Annotated in this window: 17 protein-coding genes; 6 read left to right on the forward strand and 11 right to left on the reverse strand. The window is 39.6% G+C overall.

Annotated elements, in window-relative coordinates:
- Positions 1 to 2: 2 nt before the first annotated feature.
- The 6 genes from BLS35_RS01750 to BLS35_RS01775 all read right to left on the reverse strand — a co-directional run bounded on the left by BLS35_RS01750 (position 3) and on the right by BLS35_RS01775 (position 10,155).
- Positions 3 to 1,511, reverse strand: coding sequence for a hypothetical protein (locus BLS35_RS01750; RefSeq protein ID WP_090777142.1), 1,509 nt, complete (start codon positions 1,509 to 1,511; stop codon positions 3 to 5).
- A 92-nt stretch (positions 1,512 to 1,603) separates the two neighbouring features.
- A complete protein-coding gene (locus BLS35_RS01755) occupies positions 1,604 to 3,595 on the reverse strand; it encodes a heavy metal translocating P-type ATPase (protein WP_090777144.1) in 1,992 nt (663 codons plus the stop codon).
- Between the two features lie 35 nt (positions 3,596 to 3,630).
- Entirely contained in the window at positions 3,631 to 4,053 is a 423-nt protein-coding gene (locus BLS35_RS01760) for a Fur family transcriptional regulator (RefSeq protein WP_090777146.1), read from the reverse strand.
- Between the two features lie 21 nt (positions 4,054 to 4,074).
- Positions 4,075 to 5,370 carry an efflux RND transporter periplasmic adaptor subunit gene (locus BLS35_RS01765; RefSeq protein ID WP_090777148.1) on the reverse strand — a complete coding sequence of 432 codons (1,296 nt, stop codon included), beginning with the start codon at positions 5,368 to 5,370 and terminating at the stop codon, positions 4,075 to 4,077.
- A 4-nt stretch (positions 5,371 to 5,374) separates the two neighbouring features.
- Complete coding sequence (locus BLS35_RS01770) at positions 5,375 to 9,742, reverse strand: CusA/CzcA family heavy metal efflux RND transporter (protein WP_090777150.1); 4,368 nt, start codon at positions 9,740 to 9,742, stop codon at positions 5,375 to 5,377.
- A gap of 89 nt (positions 9,743 to 9,831) precedes the next feature.
- Positions 9,832 to 10,155, reverse strand: a complete 324-nt coding sequence (locus BLS35_RS01775; RefSeq protein ID WP_090777151.1) for a hypothetical protein — start codon at positions 10,153 to 10,155, stop codon at positions 9,832 to 9,834.
- A gap of 305 nt (positions 10,156 to 10,460) precedes the next feature.
- Here BLS35_RS01775 and mgtE point away from each other — a divergent pair, with 305 nt between their 5' ends.
- Positions 10,461 to 11,834, forward strand: a complete 1,374-nt coding sequence (gene mgtE, locus BLS35_RS01780; protein ID WP_090777153.1) for a magnesium transporter — start codon at positions 10,461 to 10,463, stop codon at positions 11,832 to 11,834.
- 3 nt (positions 11,835 to 11,837) lie between these two features.
- Here mgtE and BLS35_RS01785 read toward each other — a convergent pair whose 3' ends face one another.
- Both BLS35_RS01785 and ychF read right to left on the reverse strand, forming a co-directional pair.
- Positions 11,838 to 12,308 (reverse strand): FKBP-type peptidyl-prolyl cis-trans isomerase, encoded by a 471-nt coding sequence (locus tag BLS35_RS01785; protein WP_090777155.1) that lies wholly within the window; start codon positions 12,306 to 12,308, stop codon positions 11,838 to 11,840.
- 139 nt (positions 12,309 to 12,447) lie between these two features.
- Positions 12,448 to 13,542, reverse strand: coding sequence for a redox-regulated ATPase YchF (gene ychF, locus BLS35_RS01790; RefSeq protein ID WP_090777157.1), 1,095 nt, complete (start codon positions 13,540 to 13,542; stop codon positions 12,448 to 12,450).
- A 99-nt stretch (positions 13,543 to 13,641) separates the two neighbouring features.
- Between ychF and BLS35_RS01795 the strand changes: the two genes are divergently transcribed.
- Positions 13,642 to 14,121 (forward strand): DUF5362 family protein, encoded by a 480-nt coding sequence (locus BLS35_RS01795; protein WP_090777159.1) that lies wholly within the window; start codon positions 13,642 to 13,644, stop codon positions 14,119 to 14,121.
- On the opposite strand, the gene BLS35_RS01800 is transcribed toward BLS35_RS01795, so the two are convergent.
- Both BLS35_RS01800 and BLS35_RS01805 read right to left on the reverse strand, forming a co-directional pair.
- Positions 14,102 to 14,800, reverse strand: a complete 699-nt coding sequence (locus tag BLS35_RS01800) for an SRPBCC family protein (RefSeq protein ID WP_090777161.1) — start codon at positions 14,798 to 14,800, stop codon at positions 14,102 to 14,104. The genes BLS35_RS01795 and BLS35_RS01800 overlap by 20 nt on opposite strands.
- Before the next feature lie 9 nt (positions 14,801 to 14,809).
- Positions 14,810 to 15,052, reverse strand: a complete 243-nt coding sequence (locus BLS35_RS01805; protein WP_090777163.1) for a hypothetical protein — start codon at positions 15,050 to 15,052, stop codon at positions 14,810 to 14,812.
- A 110-nt stretch (positions 15,053 to 15,162) separates the two neighbouring features.
- Here BLS35_RS01805 and BLS35_RS01810 point away from each other — a divergent pair, with 110 nt between their 5' ends.
- The gene (locus BLS35_RS01810) at positions 15,163 to 15,615 is read left to right on the forward strand and encodes a hypothetical protein (RefSeq protein WP_090777165.1); all 453 of its coding nucleotides are present in this window, start codon (positions 15,163 to 15,165) and stop codon (positions 15,613 to 15,615) included.
- 21 nt (positions 15,616 to 15,636) lie between these two features.
- Entirely contained in the window at positions 15,637 to 16,161 is a 525-nt protein-coding gene (locus BLS35_RS01815; RefSeq protein WP_090777167.1) for a TlpA family protein disulfide reductase, read from the forward strand.
- Between the two features lie 84 nt (positions 16,162 to 16,245).
- On the opposite strand, the gene BLS35_RS01820 is transcribed toward BLS35_RS01815, so the two are convergent.
- Positions 16,246 to 16,416, reverse strand: a complete 171-nt coding sequence (locus BLS35_RS01820; protein WP_207909061.1) for a hypothetical protein — start codon at positions 16,414 to 16,416, stop codon at positions 16,246 to 16,248.
- Between the two features lie 109 nt (positions 16,417 to 16,525).
- Between BLS35_RS01820 and BLS35_RS01825 the strand changes: the two genes are divergently transcribed.
- Positions 16,526 to 17,368 (forward strand): sigma-70 family RNA polymerase sigma factor, encoded by an 843-nt coding sequence (locus tag BLS35_RS01825; RefSeq protein ID WP_090777169.1) that lies wholly within the window; start codon positions 16,526 to 16,528, stop codon positions 17,366 to 17,368.
- A gap of 66 nt (positions 17,369 to 17,434) precedes the next feature.
- Positions 17,435 to 17,887 carry a carboxymuconolactone decarboxylase family protein gene (locus BLS35_RS01830; protein ID WP_090777171.1) on the forward strand — a complete coding sequence of 151 codons (453 nt, stop codon included), beginning with the start codon at positions 17,435 to 17,437 and terminating at the stop codon, positions 17,885 to 17,887.
- The last annotated feature ends 86 nt before the right edge of the window (positions 17,888 to 17,973 follow it).

The following is a 17,973-nucleotide window of genomic DNA, read 5'->3' on the forward strand; positions in this document are numbered from 1 at the left end:
ATTTATCTGGCCTTCAGTTGAGCTTCATATAAGGAGCTGGGCTGAAGGTCAGTTTTATTTAGGCCTTCCCATTCTCCATCAGGCTTTCCATCTAAGCGTCCTTTCATTTTCGTCCCTTGTATGCCAACCGCATAGTTTTTGCCTGACACCCATGGATTTTGTATGGCAGCACCTTTAACTTTGCAATTCCATACAACCTGAGTAACACCAGCCCAACCATGACCGCTTCCCCAGTTGCCGCGATCTTGTACGTTAATTTCACCATCAGTGTCAATGTTGTCGTATAAAGTACCACTAGACCAGCGGTGGTGTGGCCCAATATCCGCATGTGTATTCCGTGATTTGCAATGGTAAAAAACGTTAGGACCACATGTTTTTGCACCCGTAACATAATCATGCCTACCTTCAGTAGTTTCCAGGTTCATAAAGAGGTTCTGTTGTCCGTTATTGTTAAACGAATACCTTTTGCCACCTGTAATTACCGATTTTGCATCCAGGCATTTTGAAGCCTTTACTGTTACATTTTTTGCATCGCCACCTAAACTTACGCAAGAGTAACCAAAGAAGCGCGAGGTTACCCCAGTTACCCAGGCATTCTCTATGCGATCAAAATCAACAGCAATCCAACCATGATCTTCATCTGTGTCATTCGCGTATTCAGATTCAAAATAGATGTTTTCAATGCCAACTTCTTTTATACGTCCTTTAAATTCATATTTAAAAATTAAGCCGCCACCATATTGCTCTTCCATGGCCATTACAATAGGATTGTCTATCGTGATTTTATTACCATCCACAGCTACAATTTCTCTTTCGTAACTTAGGTTATAGGCTTCCGGTTTCCATTGTTTAGTGCCATTTCTCTCCACAATTTTATCCATTTGAAGGTCATGGATCCAGTTTTCTGTTCCAGGTCTATACACAATGATCTTGTCACCAGCCTTAAAACCTGTCGAAGAAGCCACTTGAAAAGATTTTGCACCTGTTGGTACATAAGTATCTGTAATTTTTACTCTGCTGCCGACTTCTGAAATTTTTCCTTTTCCCTTAATCTCGATTAGTGAACGTAAACCTTTACCAGCGGCAATTAACCTGGTGCCTTGAGCGGTATTTCCTTCACCTCTTAAAACAATGCCATCAGCCTTTATGTTGAGTGTGCCTGCAATCGAATAATCACCTTTTTTTAACAGGATTGCACCTCTAAAACCGTCGGCTCCAACTGGCATGGCGGATACCTCATCAATGGCTTGCTGAATGGCACTACCTGCATCGCCTTTTACCGGAGAAACGGTTTTTACAACCTTAACTGGTGGGATTTCTTTTAAACCGTGATAGTAGCCTACAAGACTAAAATCGGGAATGATATTACCTTTCTCATCGGGGATATAGGTAATGCTACCATCTTTGTTTACCCTTAAGAATTTAGAGGTCCATACTTTGTCTTTTACGAAGGAAAGAGTTAATCCTGCAACAAAAAGAATGCAGATAGCTAAGATTGATTTGGTTCTCATTTGAATTTATAATTGCATATGCAATTGCGTCATAAAAACCGATTTTTTAATATGTGTTATTAGCAGATCTATAAATTCGATTGGCAATGCATTTACAGCTTCATTTGCTGAATACGTACTGCATTTAAAATAGCTAAAAGGGCTACGCCAACATCGGCAATTACTGCTTCCCATAAGGTAGCTACGCCACCGGCACCTAAAATCAAAACAATGATTTTAACGCCCATAGCTAAAGCTATATTTTGCCAAACAATGTTTCTGGTTATCTTTCCAATTCTTATAGCGGTTACAATTTTAGAAGGCTGATCGTTCTGAATTACAATATCAGCGGTTTCTATTGTCACATCACTCCCCAGACCACCCATGGCAATTCCTGCATCGGCAAGGGCTACAACCGGGGCATCATTCACACCATCGCCTACAAAGGCCAGGTGCTTGCCTTCCTTTTTAAGCGCTTCTACTTTTTTCACTTTATGTTCAGGTAACAGATCGCCAAAGGCATTGTCTATGCCCAATAGTTTGGCCACTTTATCGACTACGCTTTGTTTGTCACCGCTAAGCATAACGGTTTGGATATTTAAACGGTGCAAATCAGTAATGGCTTGCTTCGCATCTTCTTTAATCTCATCGGCAATGGTAATGTAACCTGCATATTTGCCATCAACGGCAACCACTACAATGGTATCCGCTTCGCTGTCGATACTATGGTCGTAATCAACACCAAATTTTGTAAGCAGCTTGGTGTTTCCAGCAAGTATGGCTTTATCGTTTATTGTCCCTTTAAGACCATGGCCTGCAACTTCTTCTATGTGTCCAATTTTGATGTCATGAGACACCTTCCCTGCGTATTTAACTACAGCAAGCGCAATAGGGTGGGTAGATTTGCTTTCTATAGCTGCGGTTAGTGCGATCAATTCCTTTTCGTCAAAATTATTGGCCACCACTTTTTGAACCTCAAATACGCCTTTTGTCAGGGTACCAGTTTTATCCATCACGATGGCATTTACTTTGGTCATTACATCCAAAAAGTTTGATCCTTTAAACAAGATCCCGTTTTTTGAAGCTAAACCAATTCCACCAAAATAACCCAGTGGGATGGAAACCACCAATGCGCAAGGACAACTGATGACCAAGAATACTAAACCTCTATATAACCAATCTCTAAACACATAATCTGTAACAAAGAGCATGGGTAGGAGCACAACCATCACGGCCAGTGCAAATACAATGGGGGTATATATTTTGGCAAAACGAGAAATGAACAATTGAGTCTGCGATTTTCGTGCAGTAGCATCCTGAACCATTTCTAATATTTTGCTCAGCTTACTGTCTTTAAAAGCAGCTTTAATCTTAACCGTACTAACTTGTTCCAGGTTAATCATTCCGGCCAGTACAATTTCGCCTTTAACTTTATTATCGGGCCTACTTTCACCTGTTAATGCTGCGGTATTAAAGGTAGCCTTGTCTGATAAGAGTATTCCATCTAATGCTACTTTTTCGCCGGGTTTTACCTGGATGGTCTCATCAATCGCTACTTCAGTAGGATCAACAGTCATTACTTTTCCATCTCTGATTACGTCAACTGCATTGGGTCTAATGTCCAGTAGGGCTTTAATGCTTCGTTTTGCATTACTTACGGCAGTATCCTGAAACCATTCGCCTATAGAATAGAAAACCATTACAGCTACACCTTCGCTATAAGAGCCAATGGCGAAAGCGCCAATCGTAGCCACGCTCATTAAAAAGAATTCATTAAAAAAATCAAATCTTATGGCTTTTCTAAAAGCTAGCTCCAACACATTGTATCCGGCAAGGAAGTAAGCGGGGATAAAGATGAGTAGTTGTATCAGATTGTTAAAGGTGATGTGGAAACCATATTCTAACACCATCATTACCACTACAATTGTAAGTGCAGTTAATAATGGCCAGTGACTGGTCCAACTTTGAGGGGCTTCGGCGCCATGGTTATGCCCATCGTCATCGCTATGTTCATGTGCTACAGCTGTTGGCTGATTGTTGTGATGATGTTTATGCTTGAGTTCTTCTGCTCCACAGCAGTCAGAATTTATATTTGATGTCTTCATTACCTTAAGTTATATGTCAAAGGTAAGGTAAGACATTATGCAATGCTATTGCAAACTTTACAAACACCTTTAATAATCAGGTTCATTTCCTGTTGTTTAAACCCTTCAGGTAAGGCCAGTTCTGGAATGCTGGTGTTGGGTAGGCAAAAGGTTTCTTTGCAATTATTGCAATAAAAATGAACATGAAGATCGTGATGGTTTTCAGCATCACAATCTTCATCGCATAAAGCATACTTGGTGGCGCCGCTACCATCTTCTATGCTATGGACTAAACCTTTCTCTTCAAAAGTTTTTAGTGTTCTGTATAGGGTGATACGGTCGGATGGAGCCATGCCTTTTTCAAGATCATTTAAACTTATAGCCGCAAATTGTTTCGTTAAAAACTCCAATACCAGTAAACGCATGGCGGTAGGGTTAATTTGCTTGGCTTTAAGTCTGCTTTCTGCGTCCTTTATCATATGCTTTATGCTAATGTTCAATTAATGGCTATGCTCTGCTGGTCCTGATGATTTTGACTGCAAATAAAAGGCCCCTTTTGTAACTACTTTAACATGAGTAGGTAATTTTTCTACGGGAGTGATCTGGATATAGCCTAACTCTGAAACTCCGGTAGTTACTTCAACTTTTTTGAAATGCACTGAATTTTGGTCTTTTGCATCTTCTTCTTTATGTTTTTCTTCTGCTTCTCCTTTATGTGCATGATCATGTTCTTCCTCATGTGCGGCTTTGGCGCTTTCATCAACCACAAAGATGAATTCTTTGCCTTCGGATCTTACCACTGCATCAATCGGTACAGCGCTGGTTGTTTCAGTACCCACGCCGATAAGGCCGGTTACGTACATCCCTGGGATGAGATTGGCGCCTGGTTTTTTTATAACAGCATGTACAACCACTCCTTTGCTATCATTTTCAAATGATTTGTTGATGCCGTAGATCTGCCCTTCAATTTGCTCATTCTTTTGATTGGTTAATCGGAAATCAACTTTCTGTCCCACTTTAATCTTGGACAAGTCTTTTTCAAATACAATCAGATCTGCATGGATTTTAGAGTTGTCTACAATATCCATGATCGAGACACCTGGTTGTGCATAAGAGCCGGTTTCGGCTGAAATTTTTCCTATAGTACCATTGATAGGAGCGGTAACGGGTACTTGCGAGGTAATATTTCCTGAAGCAATGCGGCTAACGGAAATTCCATATTGCTGAAGTTGACGCTCCAGGGCTTTAAGTTTTGCACGTTCTGCATTGTAATTGGCCTCTGCCTGTTGATGAGCCTTACCGGTACCTGCATTAGCTGCTTTTAGCTGTTGCTGACGGTTGTACTCGGCTTCTATGAAACTAAAGCCACTTTTAGCGGTCAGGTAATCCTGTTGAAGTTTGATCAAGTCCTGATTTTCAATGGTCACCAATACCTGTCCTTTACTTACGCGCTGGCCTTCAATTACATTGATCTTTCTGATGATTCCACCTGTAAGTACGTTGATTTGGGCCGCATTTTGTGGTGGTACAGCTAATTGTCCGCTTGCTTTTACTACAGCAGTCAGGTTCTTTTGTTCAATTTCCCCAATCACAATACCTACGGCATTCATTTGTTCCTGACTCAGCTCAAGTGCTTCACTGTGTTCTTCATGGCCTTCAGCGCCGTGATCGTGTGCATCTTCAGTTGTTGTTTCGTTTTTCTTTGTCGTATCGCCGCACGAACTGATTGCGGCCGTGATAAATGCTGAACATATGAGTACAGCTATGTTTCTTTTGATATATGATGTTGCGTTCATTTGATTAGTTCCCTTTTAAAAATTGTAATTGAATAACTGATTGGTTCAATTGGTTAACAGTTTGAAGATAATTGAGCTTGCTTTGTACAGCTAAGGCCATATTTTGAATAAACTCAATATAACCAATCTCTCCCAGATCGTAAGATACCTGTGCAATACGCAGCTGCTCATCGGCTTGTTTTAAGCCACCGGAAGTAAAATAATCTACTATGCTTTTGTGCTGGGCGTAATTTTGAAGCTCTTGCTTGTATTGCATGGTCAGTTGGTTTTGCATCCGTTGATAATCTGTTTCTGCAATTTGTACCGCAATTTTCTCGTTATTTACCCTGGCACGGCCTGCACCATTGAATATGGGCACAGCAATACCTAACTGGATACCAGCAATACGGGTTCCCGGGGTATAACTACGGTCAACATTTGCTGGATTGAAAGATTTAATCACGAATTGTTGCGCGTAACCAAGCGTAAGATCAGGCATGGCGCGTGAACGTTCTAAATCAATTTTTGCCTTAGCCACTGCTATTTGTTGTTGGTATACATCAATCAGTGGACTATTATCAGTTCCATTTGTTCCTGTTTCAGTTAACGTAAGTACTGGCAGTACTTTTTCAGTAGGGCTGATGGTTGTTGTTAAATTCAGCAATTGCTGAAGGTTTAACTGTTGGATAGCCAGGTCAGCTTCGGCTGCCTTTTTTAAGGCTTGCACTTCTTGATACTTGTTCTTTGCAGTAATCAACTCCAAATTAGATGTTTCACCTACTTTGTATCTGAGCTCTGATTTTTTAATGAAATTGCGGTAGATGCTGTCTTGCAATTCCAATACTTTTAAAGTATTGATACTGTAAAGCAGGTTATAGTAGGCCAATCTGGTGTCTCGGGTAATTTCCGATTTGGTGTAATTACCAGTTTTTTCCATTAGGCCGGTTTGTCCAGTTAGTACTTTTTTCTGGTTTTTATAAAACCCTGGCCAGGCAAAGCTTTGAGAGACAGAGATGGAATTGTCATTACTACCGCCACCTGTAGGATCCTGAGAAACGCTGAATGCAGTTTTTCCTGGATCAAAAGCGGTTTTCTGCATGGCCCTCGACTGGTCGACTGCTAATCCGGAGGACTTTAATTGCAGGTTGTTTTTTAAGGCAAGAGCAACAGCTGTATCCGCAGAGATAGGCAATTGTTGTGCCTTAGCGGAACCTGTAAATCCTAATCCTGCAAAAATCAACAAGATCATTACTAAAGGTTTTGTAGGCATATTTAGTTTCTTTTTACGGTCAGTAACCAATATATAAAGACAAGGCAGTACAAATAGGGTAAGTAGCGTTGCAGAAAGTAAACCACCAATCACTACAGTAGCTAAGGGTTTTTGAACCTCAGCACCAGCGCCACCTGATAAGGCCATTGGTAAAAAGCCTAATGAAGCTACTGCAGCGGTCATAATTACGGGCCTAAGTCTTACTGCTGTACCTTGCATTACGCGTTTATAAACGTCGGTAACGCCTTCTTCTTTCAATTGATTGAAATAGGAGATGAGTACAATTCCATTCAATACAGCAACACCAAACAGGGCAATAAAACCAACTCCGGCCGAGATGCTGAAAGGCATACCTCTAAGTAATAAGGCAAATACGCCTCCAATAGCTGATAATGGAACGGCCGTAAAGATCAATACGGTTTGTGTGAGAGATCTGAAGGTAAAATAAAGCAAGGCCAGAATTAAAAGCATGGCTACCGGAACTGCTATTGAAAGTCTGCTTTTTGCTTCTTTAAGATTTTGGAACTGGCCACCATAGGTAATGTAATAACCCGATGGCAGTTTTAATTTTGCTTCCAGTATCTGTTGAATTTCAGCAACAGTACGTTCTACATCTCTTCCTTTAACATTAAAGCCCACGTAAATACGTCTTTTTCCATCTTCACGTGAGATTTGGGCAGGAGCTTCCTTAAGCTCGATTTTTGCCACCTGGTTTAACGGGACTTTATTGCCAGATGGAAGGGGGATATATAAGTTCTCTATACTCGAAATGTTCTCCCGAAGGTCGCGCTGCAAACGTACCACCATGTCAAAGCGTTTTTCACCTTCAAATACTACTCCGGCCACATTTCCGGCAAAAGCGGTTTTTAAAATACTATTGATATCGCCAATGGTTAATCCATATTGTGCGATTTTATCTCTATCGTAAGTCACCAATACTTGTGGTAGTCCGGTTACTTGTTCCACAAAAGGCTCACTTACACCGGCTACAGGGGCTATCAGTTTGGAAACTTTATTGGCTTCCTCTACCAGCACATCCAGATCTTCACCATAAATTTTAATGGCTACATCTTGCCGAACACCAGTCATGAGTTCGTTGAAACGCATTTGCATGGGTTGAGTAAGTTCAACACTTACACCCGGTAAAATGGATAATGCTTCTTCCATTTTCTCCGACATTTCTTCCTTGGTTTTGGCAGAGGTCCATTCCTCCTTAGGCAGCATAGCAACCATCATGTCACCACGTTCAATCGGCATCGGGTCAGTTGGTATTTCTGCACTTCCAATCCTTGTTACGACCTGTTTTACCTCTGGAAATTTATCTTTCAATATTTTCTCAGCCTTGCTGAATGTTTCTACCACTTGTGTAAGTGAGGTCCCTTGAGCCATGGCAATCTCAACGGCTAAATCTCCTTCTTCAAGCTGAGGTAGGAATTCACCACCCATATTGCTAAATACCCATAAGGTAAAACCAAAGCAGACAATGGCTATAGCTACGACTAGCTTTTTAAAACCAAGCGCCTTTTCTAGCATGGGTTTGTACACACGTTTGAAAAAATCCATGATCTTGTCGGATATATTTCTTTTATGTTCCGTGTTTTTGCTTAAAAATAATGCGCTTACCATTGGTACATAAGTGAGAGAAAGAATAAAGGCACCAACAATGGCAAAAACTACGGTTTCGGCCATAGGCTTAAACATTTTGCCTTCAATACCTACTAATGAGAGTAAGGGTAGGTATACAATAAGGATGATGATTTCGCCGAAAGTTGCGCTCGCTCTGATTTTGGAAGAAGCTGTAAAAACCTCTTTGTCCATTTGTTGCTGGGTTAACCTTGGTGTGTCTTTAAAAAGCTTGCTTTCTGTGAGCCGGAATATAATCGCTTCTACAATAATTACCGCACCATCTACAATAAGACCAAAATCTATAGCACCTAAACTCATCAGGTTACCAGACACCCCAAAAAGACGCATCATAGAAAAGGCAAATAGCATGGATAATGGAATTACTGAAGCCACAATCAGACCAGCTCTCCAGTTTCCAAGTAGGAGCAAAAGAACGAAAATTACAATCAGGGCTCCTTCAATCAGATTTTTCTGAACTGTACTGATGGAGCGACCAACTAGTTCGGTACGGTCTATGTAAGGTTCTATGACTACTCCTTCAGGTAAGGTTTTTTGAATTTGTGTGATCCGTTCCTTTACGTTTGAGATCACCTGATTGAAGTTCTCACCTTTTAGCATCAGCGTAATTCCAGCTACAACTTCACCAGTTCCGTTTCTAGTTACCGCGCCATATCTTGTTGCGGTGCCGTATTGTACTGTTCCAATGTCTCTAATCAGTACTGGAACGCCGCCAACATTTTTAACTACTATCTTTTCAATATCGTCCAGGGATTTAACCTGACCGATACCGCGGATGGTATAAGCATTGCTTTGTTGCTCAATATAGGAACCTCCAGTGTTTTCATTGTTGTTTTTAAGCGCATCGTAAATCTGAGAAATGGTTACATTATTGGCATTCAGTTTTTCATTGTCTAATGCAATTTCATACTGTTTTACATAACCTCCCCAGCCGCTTACTTCGGCAACGCCTTTAGTTCCGGCAAGCTGAGTTCTCACTACCCAATCTTGCAAGGTTCTTAAATCGGTAGCGGTATACTTATTTTCGTAGCCTTTTTTTGTGTGTAACACATACTGATAAATTTCACCGAGACCAGTGGTGATAGGGGCCAACGTAGGCTCTACCATACCATCAGGAATGATGCTTTCGGCTTCTTTTAGTTGTGCGGAAACTTGTTGCCTTGCCCAGTAGATATCAGTGTCATCTTCGAAAACAATGGTGATTACGGATATTCCGGAACGCGAAATAGAGCGTTTCTCGATCACATTGGGAATATTGGCCATGGCCAGCTCAATCGGTGCTGTAATGAATTGCTCCACTTCTTGTGCACCCAGACTTGGGGCTTGGGAGATAATTTGTACTTGATTGTTGGTGATGTCGGGCACCGCATCAATAGGTAATCTTGTTAAGGAATAAATCCCCCATATGACTAATGCCAGGGTCATTATGCCAATCGCTAGTTTATTCTTTATTGAGAATAAAATAATCTTATTAAACATATAATGATGTTAATTACAGCAGATCAATAGCAAATTTTTGCCATGAAAATGCCTGGGTTAATAATTAAAAAGAAAAAATCTGAAATTAATTATACCCATTGAGGGGGCTGCCAAATGTCGCCAGGAAATAAGCTAACAGCAACATCGAGGTAATCCGGGAAACTGTTATTTCGTTCATCCAGGACAAGCGCAGGGACTTTATTTGCCGTAGCTGAAGCTACAAAAGCATGATAAGTACTGGCATGGAAAAATGGTGAGCAGGCATGTGGGCTTTCATGTTTTTCTGTATGGTTGTCCGAAGCGGAATAACATGCATCTTCATGGCTCGAGGGAAGATCTGTTTCATTACCACAGCATGGCCATGCGGACAGGGCCATTACGTATATGGTGAATATGAAAGCTAGATACCTCATATTACAAACTTAAGCCTTTTTTTTAAAAACCCAATTAATCCTTATCATTCTGCTGTTTAATTTTAATTAAAAGTTAACCAATCTCTCTTAAGGCGTGTTTTAGCCTTGGAAGGTTTCTTTATGTAATAAGAATATTGCAAGGGTCACAATCCGACAATAACTATACACCGCAGTATTTGGCCCATATACCTGGCTTAAAATAAACTATGAATTAATCACATAAAAAGGCAGATTTTTAAAAAATAAAAGGCACTTTTGCAAAACTGTAAAACAATAGAATAAAGATGTAAAAGAACTGCGTATATATGGAAGAGGAAGTGGTTGAAGAGATAGTTAGACTGTTAGAACAGGATGACGATACACAATTAAAAGTTTATCTTGATGATCTTAACATTTCGGATGTTGAGCATTTAATAGATGAGCTTCCCCAACACGCAGTAAAATTTATCGATACGCTGTCTATAAAAAGAGCAGTTAATGTTTTTAGAATCCTTGATTTTCCTACACAGGAAAAAATCATTAAAAAACTTCCGGGAAATAAACTGGCTGAGCTGATCAACTTGTTGCCTCCAGATGACCGTACCGCTTTGTTTAGCGAACTGAAAGGGGATGCTGTAAAAAAACTTATTATCCTGTTACCCGCAAAGGATAGGATTGAAGCACTTTCGTTATTGGGTTACGAAGAGGATAGTGTGGGTAGGTTGATGACTCCGGATTATGTAGCAGTTAAAAAAGACTGGACCGTTAGCCGGGTATTGTCTCACATCAGACGTTATGGAAAAAACTCTGAAACCATTGATGTGATTTACGTGATTGATAAAGATGGTGTATTGCTGGATGACATCAGAATCAGAGAAGTCTTACTTGCAGATCCTGACGCTAAAATTGGTGAGTTAACAGATCATCGTTTGATTTCATTGAAAGTAAATGACCCGCAAGAGGAAGCGATTAATGTGTTTAGAATGAACAACCGGGTAGCTTTACCTGTGGTTGATGATAATAACGTTTTGCTTGGTATTGTTACGGTTGATGATATTCTATGGATTGCTAATGAAGAGTACACCGAGGATATGCATAAAATTGGGGGTACCCAAGCGCTAGACGAACCTTATCTGGATATGCCAATTTTCGGTTTATTTAGAAGAAGGATTGGCTGGTTGGTTGTTCTGTTTCTCGGCGAAATGCTTACCGCTACAGCAATGGCCCATTTTGAAGCCGATATTGCCAAAGCCGTTATTTTAGCCATGTTTGTGCCACTAATTATATCGAGTGGTGGAAATAGTGGATCTCAAGCCTCTACATTGATTATACAAGCGATGGCATTGGGAGAAATTACTATAGGTGATTGGTGGCGCGTAATGCGAAGAGAGATCATTTCCGGATTGATGCTTGGTATTGTACTGGGTACTATAGGCTTTTTAAGGATATTTGTATGGACCTTCTTTACAGATATGTACGGACCGCATTGGATGTTGGTAGGCTTAACGGTTGGGGTAGCACTGGTGGGTGTAGTGTTATGGGGTTCTCTGGCAGGATCTATGTTACCTCTGCTGCTTAAAAAGTTAGGAGCCGACCCTGCAACGTCGTCAGCTCCTTTTGTTGCAACCCTGGTTGATGTAACCGGGTTAATCATTTACTTCTCTGTAGCAGTAATGTTTTTAACAGGAGTGCTGTTATAAAGATTATTGAACGTTTGTAAGTTTTATTGTGAAATCAAGTACTGAGTTTGCTGGAATACCAGGTTGTGCATTATTGCCATAAGCGTATCCTGATGGGATAAATAGTCTTATTTGTCCACCTTTTTGGATATATGGAATTCCAATTTGCCAGCCTACAATTAAACTACTTAATGGAAATGGTTTTGCCTGATCGCTATCAAAATTGCTTGATGCTCCCAATACTTTACCCGAATAATCAACAGTAACTGTTTTACTAACTGTAACTACCTCGCCTGAGCCTGGAGTGATCACTTGATAAAATACACCTGATTTATCTTTAAGGGCAGGAATTTTGTTGTCAGTTACATATTTTCTGATTGCAATAGTATCTGCTGTTAACTGTGCGTTTGCATCAAAATCATCAACGCTACTTTTACAAGCTGTAAAGCCAGTTGCAATTGCAGCAAGAAGCACTAAATGTTTAATCTGTTTCATAATATACTTTTATCTTTTGAGATGACCTATCTCTATTTGGAGTAGAAAATAATACGTTCTCAGAGAAGACCTAGGAATTTTTGCCATTCTTCATGGCAAAAGGTTCCTTCTTCGAAGAGTAATGTTTTATTTTAATATTTTAAACGTTGAAACGGAAGTGCATAATGTCACCATCCTCTACAACATAGGTTTTTCCTTCGACACCTAATTTACCTGCGTCTTTACAAGCATTCTCAGAACCTAAGGTTACAAAGTCATTATATTTAATCACCTCAGCGCGGATAAATCCTTTTTCGAAATCGGTATGGATTACACCAGCAGCTTGTGGAGCTGTAAAGCCTTTAGTAATTGTCCAGGCTCTTACTTCTTGTACACCTGCAGTAAAATAAGTATATAAGTCTAATAAACGGTATGCTGCAACAATCAATTTGTTTACACCAGATTCTGTTAAACCAAGATCAGCTAAAAACTCCTGACGTTCTTCGTAACTTTCTAATTCAGCAATTTCTGATTCTATTTTAGCAGAGATGACCAATACTTCAGCATTCTCATTTTTTACTGCTTCTCTAACACGTTCAACATAAGCGTTGCCGTTGATTACCGAACCTTCATCAACATTACAAACGTACAATACTGGTTTTTGAGTTAACAAGCCCAGGTCTTGAATAAATTCGAAATCTTCTGCTGATACTGCTGCCGAACGAACTGATTGTCCGCTTTCCAACTGTGCTTTAATAATGCTAAGGATATCGAAAGTTCTTTTGGCGTCCTTATCTGTTTTAGCCATTTTCTCAACTTTCTGAATGCGTTTATCAACTGTATCCAGATCTTTAAGTTGTAATTCGGTATCAATGATTTCTTTATCACGAATAGGATCAACTGAACCATCAACGTGGATCACATTTCCATCGTCAAAACAACGCAATACATGAATGATTGCATTTGTAGCCCTGATGTTACCTAAAAACTGGTTGCCTAAACCTTCACCTTTTGATGCACCTTTTACCAAACCAGCGATATCTACGATTTCGATAGTATTTGGAACGATACGGTTTGGCTTAACCAACTCGGCTAATTTTGTCAATCTCTCGTCTGGTACAGTAATTACGCCTATATTAGGCTCGATAGTACAAAAAGGGAAGTTCGCCGCTTGGGCTTTCGCGTTAGATAAACAGTTAAATAATGTAGATTTTCCAACATTTGGTAAACCAACGATACCACATTGTAATGCCATGAATGATTTTTTTCTTGATTTGGCGCAAAGGTATCAATTTTTTAAAAATATTTTTTATGTTTAGGGTACTTAAACCTTATTAAGTAATAATTAACGATTATGGAGAATATTGAAGATACAGAGCCGATAGAAGAAGCAGCTGAAGAACATGAACAACTAGTAGTAACTGAAGAGATCAGGAGCTATATTTACGAGACTGCAAAGTGGACCCGGTTTCTCTCCGTTATAGGTTTTTTGTTTGCAGCCTTGATGGCGCTTACTGCATTTAGCGCGACTGCGATCATGGAGACTCTTCAGGTCTCTGCGCCAGGGAACCCAATGGCCCAGTTGGGTGCGACGTTTCTGACAGTATATTTTTTATGCGTTTCGCTGATGCTGTTTTACCCTAGTTTTTTGCTGTTTAAATTTTCTAATGCAGCGAATACTGCGGTATTGTACGGTGACCAGGAGAACTTTACTGTTGCAATGAAAAAAATGAAATCAGTATTTAAGTTTTGGGGTGTGGTTACCATTGTGATCATGGCTGTATATATACTTGGCATCTTGCTTACGCTTGTGGCTAAAACTGGTGGGGCATAGTATTTTCGATAGTATGTTTAAAGGTTTTTATTTCCTTTTTAAGCAGACTTTCGAAATACGGGTTTAGCAGTTTAGCCATTCCCAAGCCAATGCCACCAGCCGGAGGGCGGTAAGAAAGCACAATTTTTAATAATGTACCCTGTTGGTCGGGTGTTGCTGTAAATTGAACCCTTCCAACATGCTGAATTAATGAGCCCGGAACGGATCGCCAGCCGATTAAACGTCCGGGCTCATCTTTAATAATTTCTGCTTGCCAGTCTACAGCAAACAAATTGCCCATCACATTTGATTTCCATCTGGATAGATTTTCTTCAACCATTTCTACATTTAGTAAGTGCTTAATGCTTCCCGGTAGGTTATTTAAATTACGCCAGTAATTGTAGACATCTTTGGCTGGACGGTCGATTTCAAATTCGCCTCTAATGTTTATCGTATGGGGTTTGCTGGCATCTATACCTAATGACTCGTACAATAGGCAATGACCTGTAAAGGCCCGATAAGCGAGGTAGGTTCCATATAGAAATGATGCGCCTAATGGTTTTTTGATGCCTCTGCTCATTAATATCCCAGCTAAAAACATGGATACCATACGTTCATTCACACCAACGTTTGCATATTGGTGTTTTTCAATAGAAAATTTGCCCGAACGAAGCTTCAGATTAGTTTGATGTGTAGTCATAATATGGTGTTACTTGTTACTTATTGCTGATCCAATGAGGTTTACCGTTTGTTGATCCAGATCTCCCCAAATCTGCTCCCAGTCTCCATCTTCTTCTTTTCTGATTTGTGTTAAACTCTTACCCGAGTGTATACATTCGTAATATGCAACTCCATCGGTAGTTTCTTCTACCTTTACCTGGATGGTAGTAGGTTTTCCGTTTAAATTAACCTCTATGTCAAAGTCTTGTGATTGTAATTCTGTTGCTCCCATTGTAGTTTGATTTACAGATTAAATACTAACAGATACCTTAGATATTAACACTTTAGCTGAAAATATGTTTTATTTTTTTATTTTGCAGAACCAAATAAATCATTCCCATTATGTACAATGAAAATTATCCGGAAATTTACCAGGGGTATTTTAATTATAGAGAACCCTATGTTGAAAATCTGGAAGATATTTATCAAAAACCTGTAGTAATTCCAATCTATCACATTGAAGACTTATTTAATGATGAGGTATTGAATGATGTACGTAGGTTTAATGAAATTTGTAATGATCCTGATGCTAAAGCAGAGTGTGAGCTATTGGGCGCGCAGTTAAAAGAACGGGATTTACATATTTTTAAATACTTTCATTTTATTGCAGCCCAAAGGTATGTTTTGGATGAGCTAAAGACGAGGTATCGCGACTTTTACGAACTGGAGCATACGCTAAAGCAGTTTGAAGCTATAGGATATGATGTAAGTAAAGCCAGAGAAACTGATTTGGTTAAAAGAAAAAGACAGCTGCTGGATTTTCAAGCACGCTTGTGCTTCAGACAATTTGCTTAAATCTCTTTAAATAAAAAGAATATGAAATTGACCCGCGTAGCAATCTTATTGCTTTTGCTACCCTTCGCCACTATCGCACAGGATGACAAAAGTACCTTAACGAAACTTGGAGAAAGTGTTCCAAAATTTTCTTTTGAGATAGAAAGAGGAAAAACAGCTAATATCGATGACTATAAAGGGAAGCTTATTCTTATTAATCTTTTTGCAACCTGGTGTCCGCCATGTAATACTGAACTTCCGCTGGTTCAAAAGCAGATTTGGGAGAAATATAGTAACAACCCTGACTTCGCATTTTTTGTTTTTGGGCGTGAAGAAGGCTGGGATAAATTAGAACCCTTTAAAAAAGCTAAAGGATTCACTTTCCCTATACTTCCAGATGTTGATCGCAGTATTTTTAGCAAATTTGCTACCCAATCTATTCCACGGAACATTATTGTAGACCAAAATGGTAAGATCATTTATCAGTCGATAGGTTTTTCAGAGAAAGAATTTGCAGAAATGGTTGCCTTGATCGATGCGAATCTGAAAAAAACAAGCGGCCGTTAAGCAAGCTAATTACCCTTTCTGGTTTCTTTTCTTACAACAGGCGCAACCTTAGTACCAAACAGTTCAATAGTTTTTAGAATTTGTTTATGCGATATCGCACCCGTTACCAATTGCGCAAGGAATCTGGTATTGCGGAACATCATCGGCCAACTTTACTTCTTCCAATAGTTCCTGAACTCTTTTTTGCGCATTTATTGCTTTTCCAGCAGTACCATCTGGTTGTAATTCTCCGAATGTGCTAATCCCTAATTCCATATTATTGCTTTGACGTAAAAGTATAAAGAAAATTAGAACCAATTTGTTTCGGAGTATCGTATATCAATTTTATTATTAATTTAGACGCCCTATTGATGCCGAAAACAAGATGAACACAGAACTGATTACTCGCTTAAGACCAAGCTTAAAAAATTATGCATACAACATTTGTGGCTCGGTAGAGGACGCGGAGGATGTGGTACAGGATGTATTGTTGAAGTTTTTGGATTTAGATCAGCAGCATATTGAAGATTCCAAATCTTATCTGATCAGGATGGTAATTAATCGTGCTATCAATCAAAAGAAGAAGTTAAAGAAACAAATGTTGGATTACCCTGGGGAATGGCTCCCTGAGCCAATGGCTACTGAAAGTTCAGATGGGGGGATCAATCGCAAAGAATTGTTGTCGTACTCGTTGATGGTACTTTTAGAAAAGTTAAATCCCAGACAAAGGGCTGTATTTATTTTAAAAGAGGCGTTTGATTATGAACATACTGAAATTGCGGCCGTATTAGATATTAAGCCTGATCTTTCCAGACAACTGTTAACGAGAGCCAAGAAAAGTATTGGGGATCCGAAAGAAGTGACACGTAGTCGTGTGCCGGAATCTTTTTTAACTAATTATCTCAATGTCCTTCATTCGGGTGATATGAATAGGCTAGAGGCTATGTTGAACGAAGATATTGTATCTATTTCTGATGGAGGCGGTAAGGCTCGTGCGGCTATCAATCCTGTGTATGGCAAAAAGTCTGTGGCCGCATTGTTGCAAGGTCTTTACACTAAATTTTATGAAGAGGCAGTCGTGCATCATGGAGTAGTTAATCAGCAGCCAGCTTTGTTCTATTACCTAAAAGGCGTATTAGCAAAATGTGTAATATTTACGCTTCAGGATGGTCAGATCATTGGTGCTTACATCATCAGGAATCCTGATAAATTAAAAAACCTAAAGTAATTCAACGTTTTTGTCACGTTGTGTTTCTATTTTTTGTCTTGTTATTGATAAAAAAAATATGGTATAATGGAAAGGATTAAAAATAATGAATTGCCACAAGGATTGATGGCAGCGATGCATCATGTGGAAGCTTATCTTGATCAATCAGGTCTTGATCATTTGCTACTTGAGCTGATGAGGTTAAGGGTTTCACAAATTAACGGTTGTGCTTATTGTTTAGATATGCATTCGAAAGAAGCCTTACATGCAGGTGAAACTTTTCAGCGGCTTATATCTATTTCGGCTTGGAGAGAGGCTCCTTATTATACGCCAAAAGAACGTGCTGTGCTTGAATTTGCAGAGTTGCTGACTTACATGAAAGCTGATGTTGAGGCTGATGAAATTCATGAAGTGCTTTTGAGCCATTTTAATAAACAGGAGATTGCCAACCTTACGCTCGCTATAGCGCAGATCAATTCATGGAACCGTATTGTAAAATCAACTGGCGCTGTTGCTGGGAATTACCAGGTTAAAAAATAAGTTGCCTGGTACAAATATTGCATCTGCTGTGTTGAAAATGACAGTAGATGCAATTGCTAAAAAAAAATCAGATGTTTGTTAAGTTA

It is taken from the genome of Pedobacter sp. ok626 (assembly GCF_900100435.1).
In the GTDB taxonomy this organism is placed as follows: Bacteria; Bacteroidota; Bacteroidia; order Sphingobacteriales; family Sphingobacteriaceae; genus Pedobacter.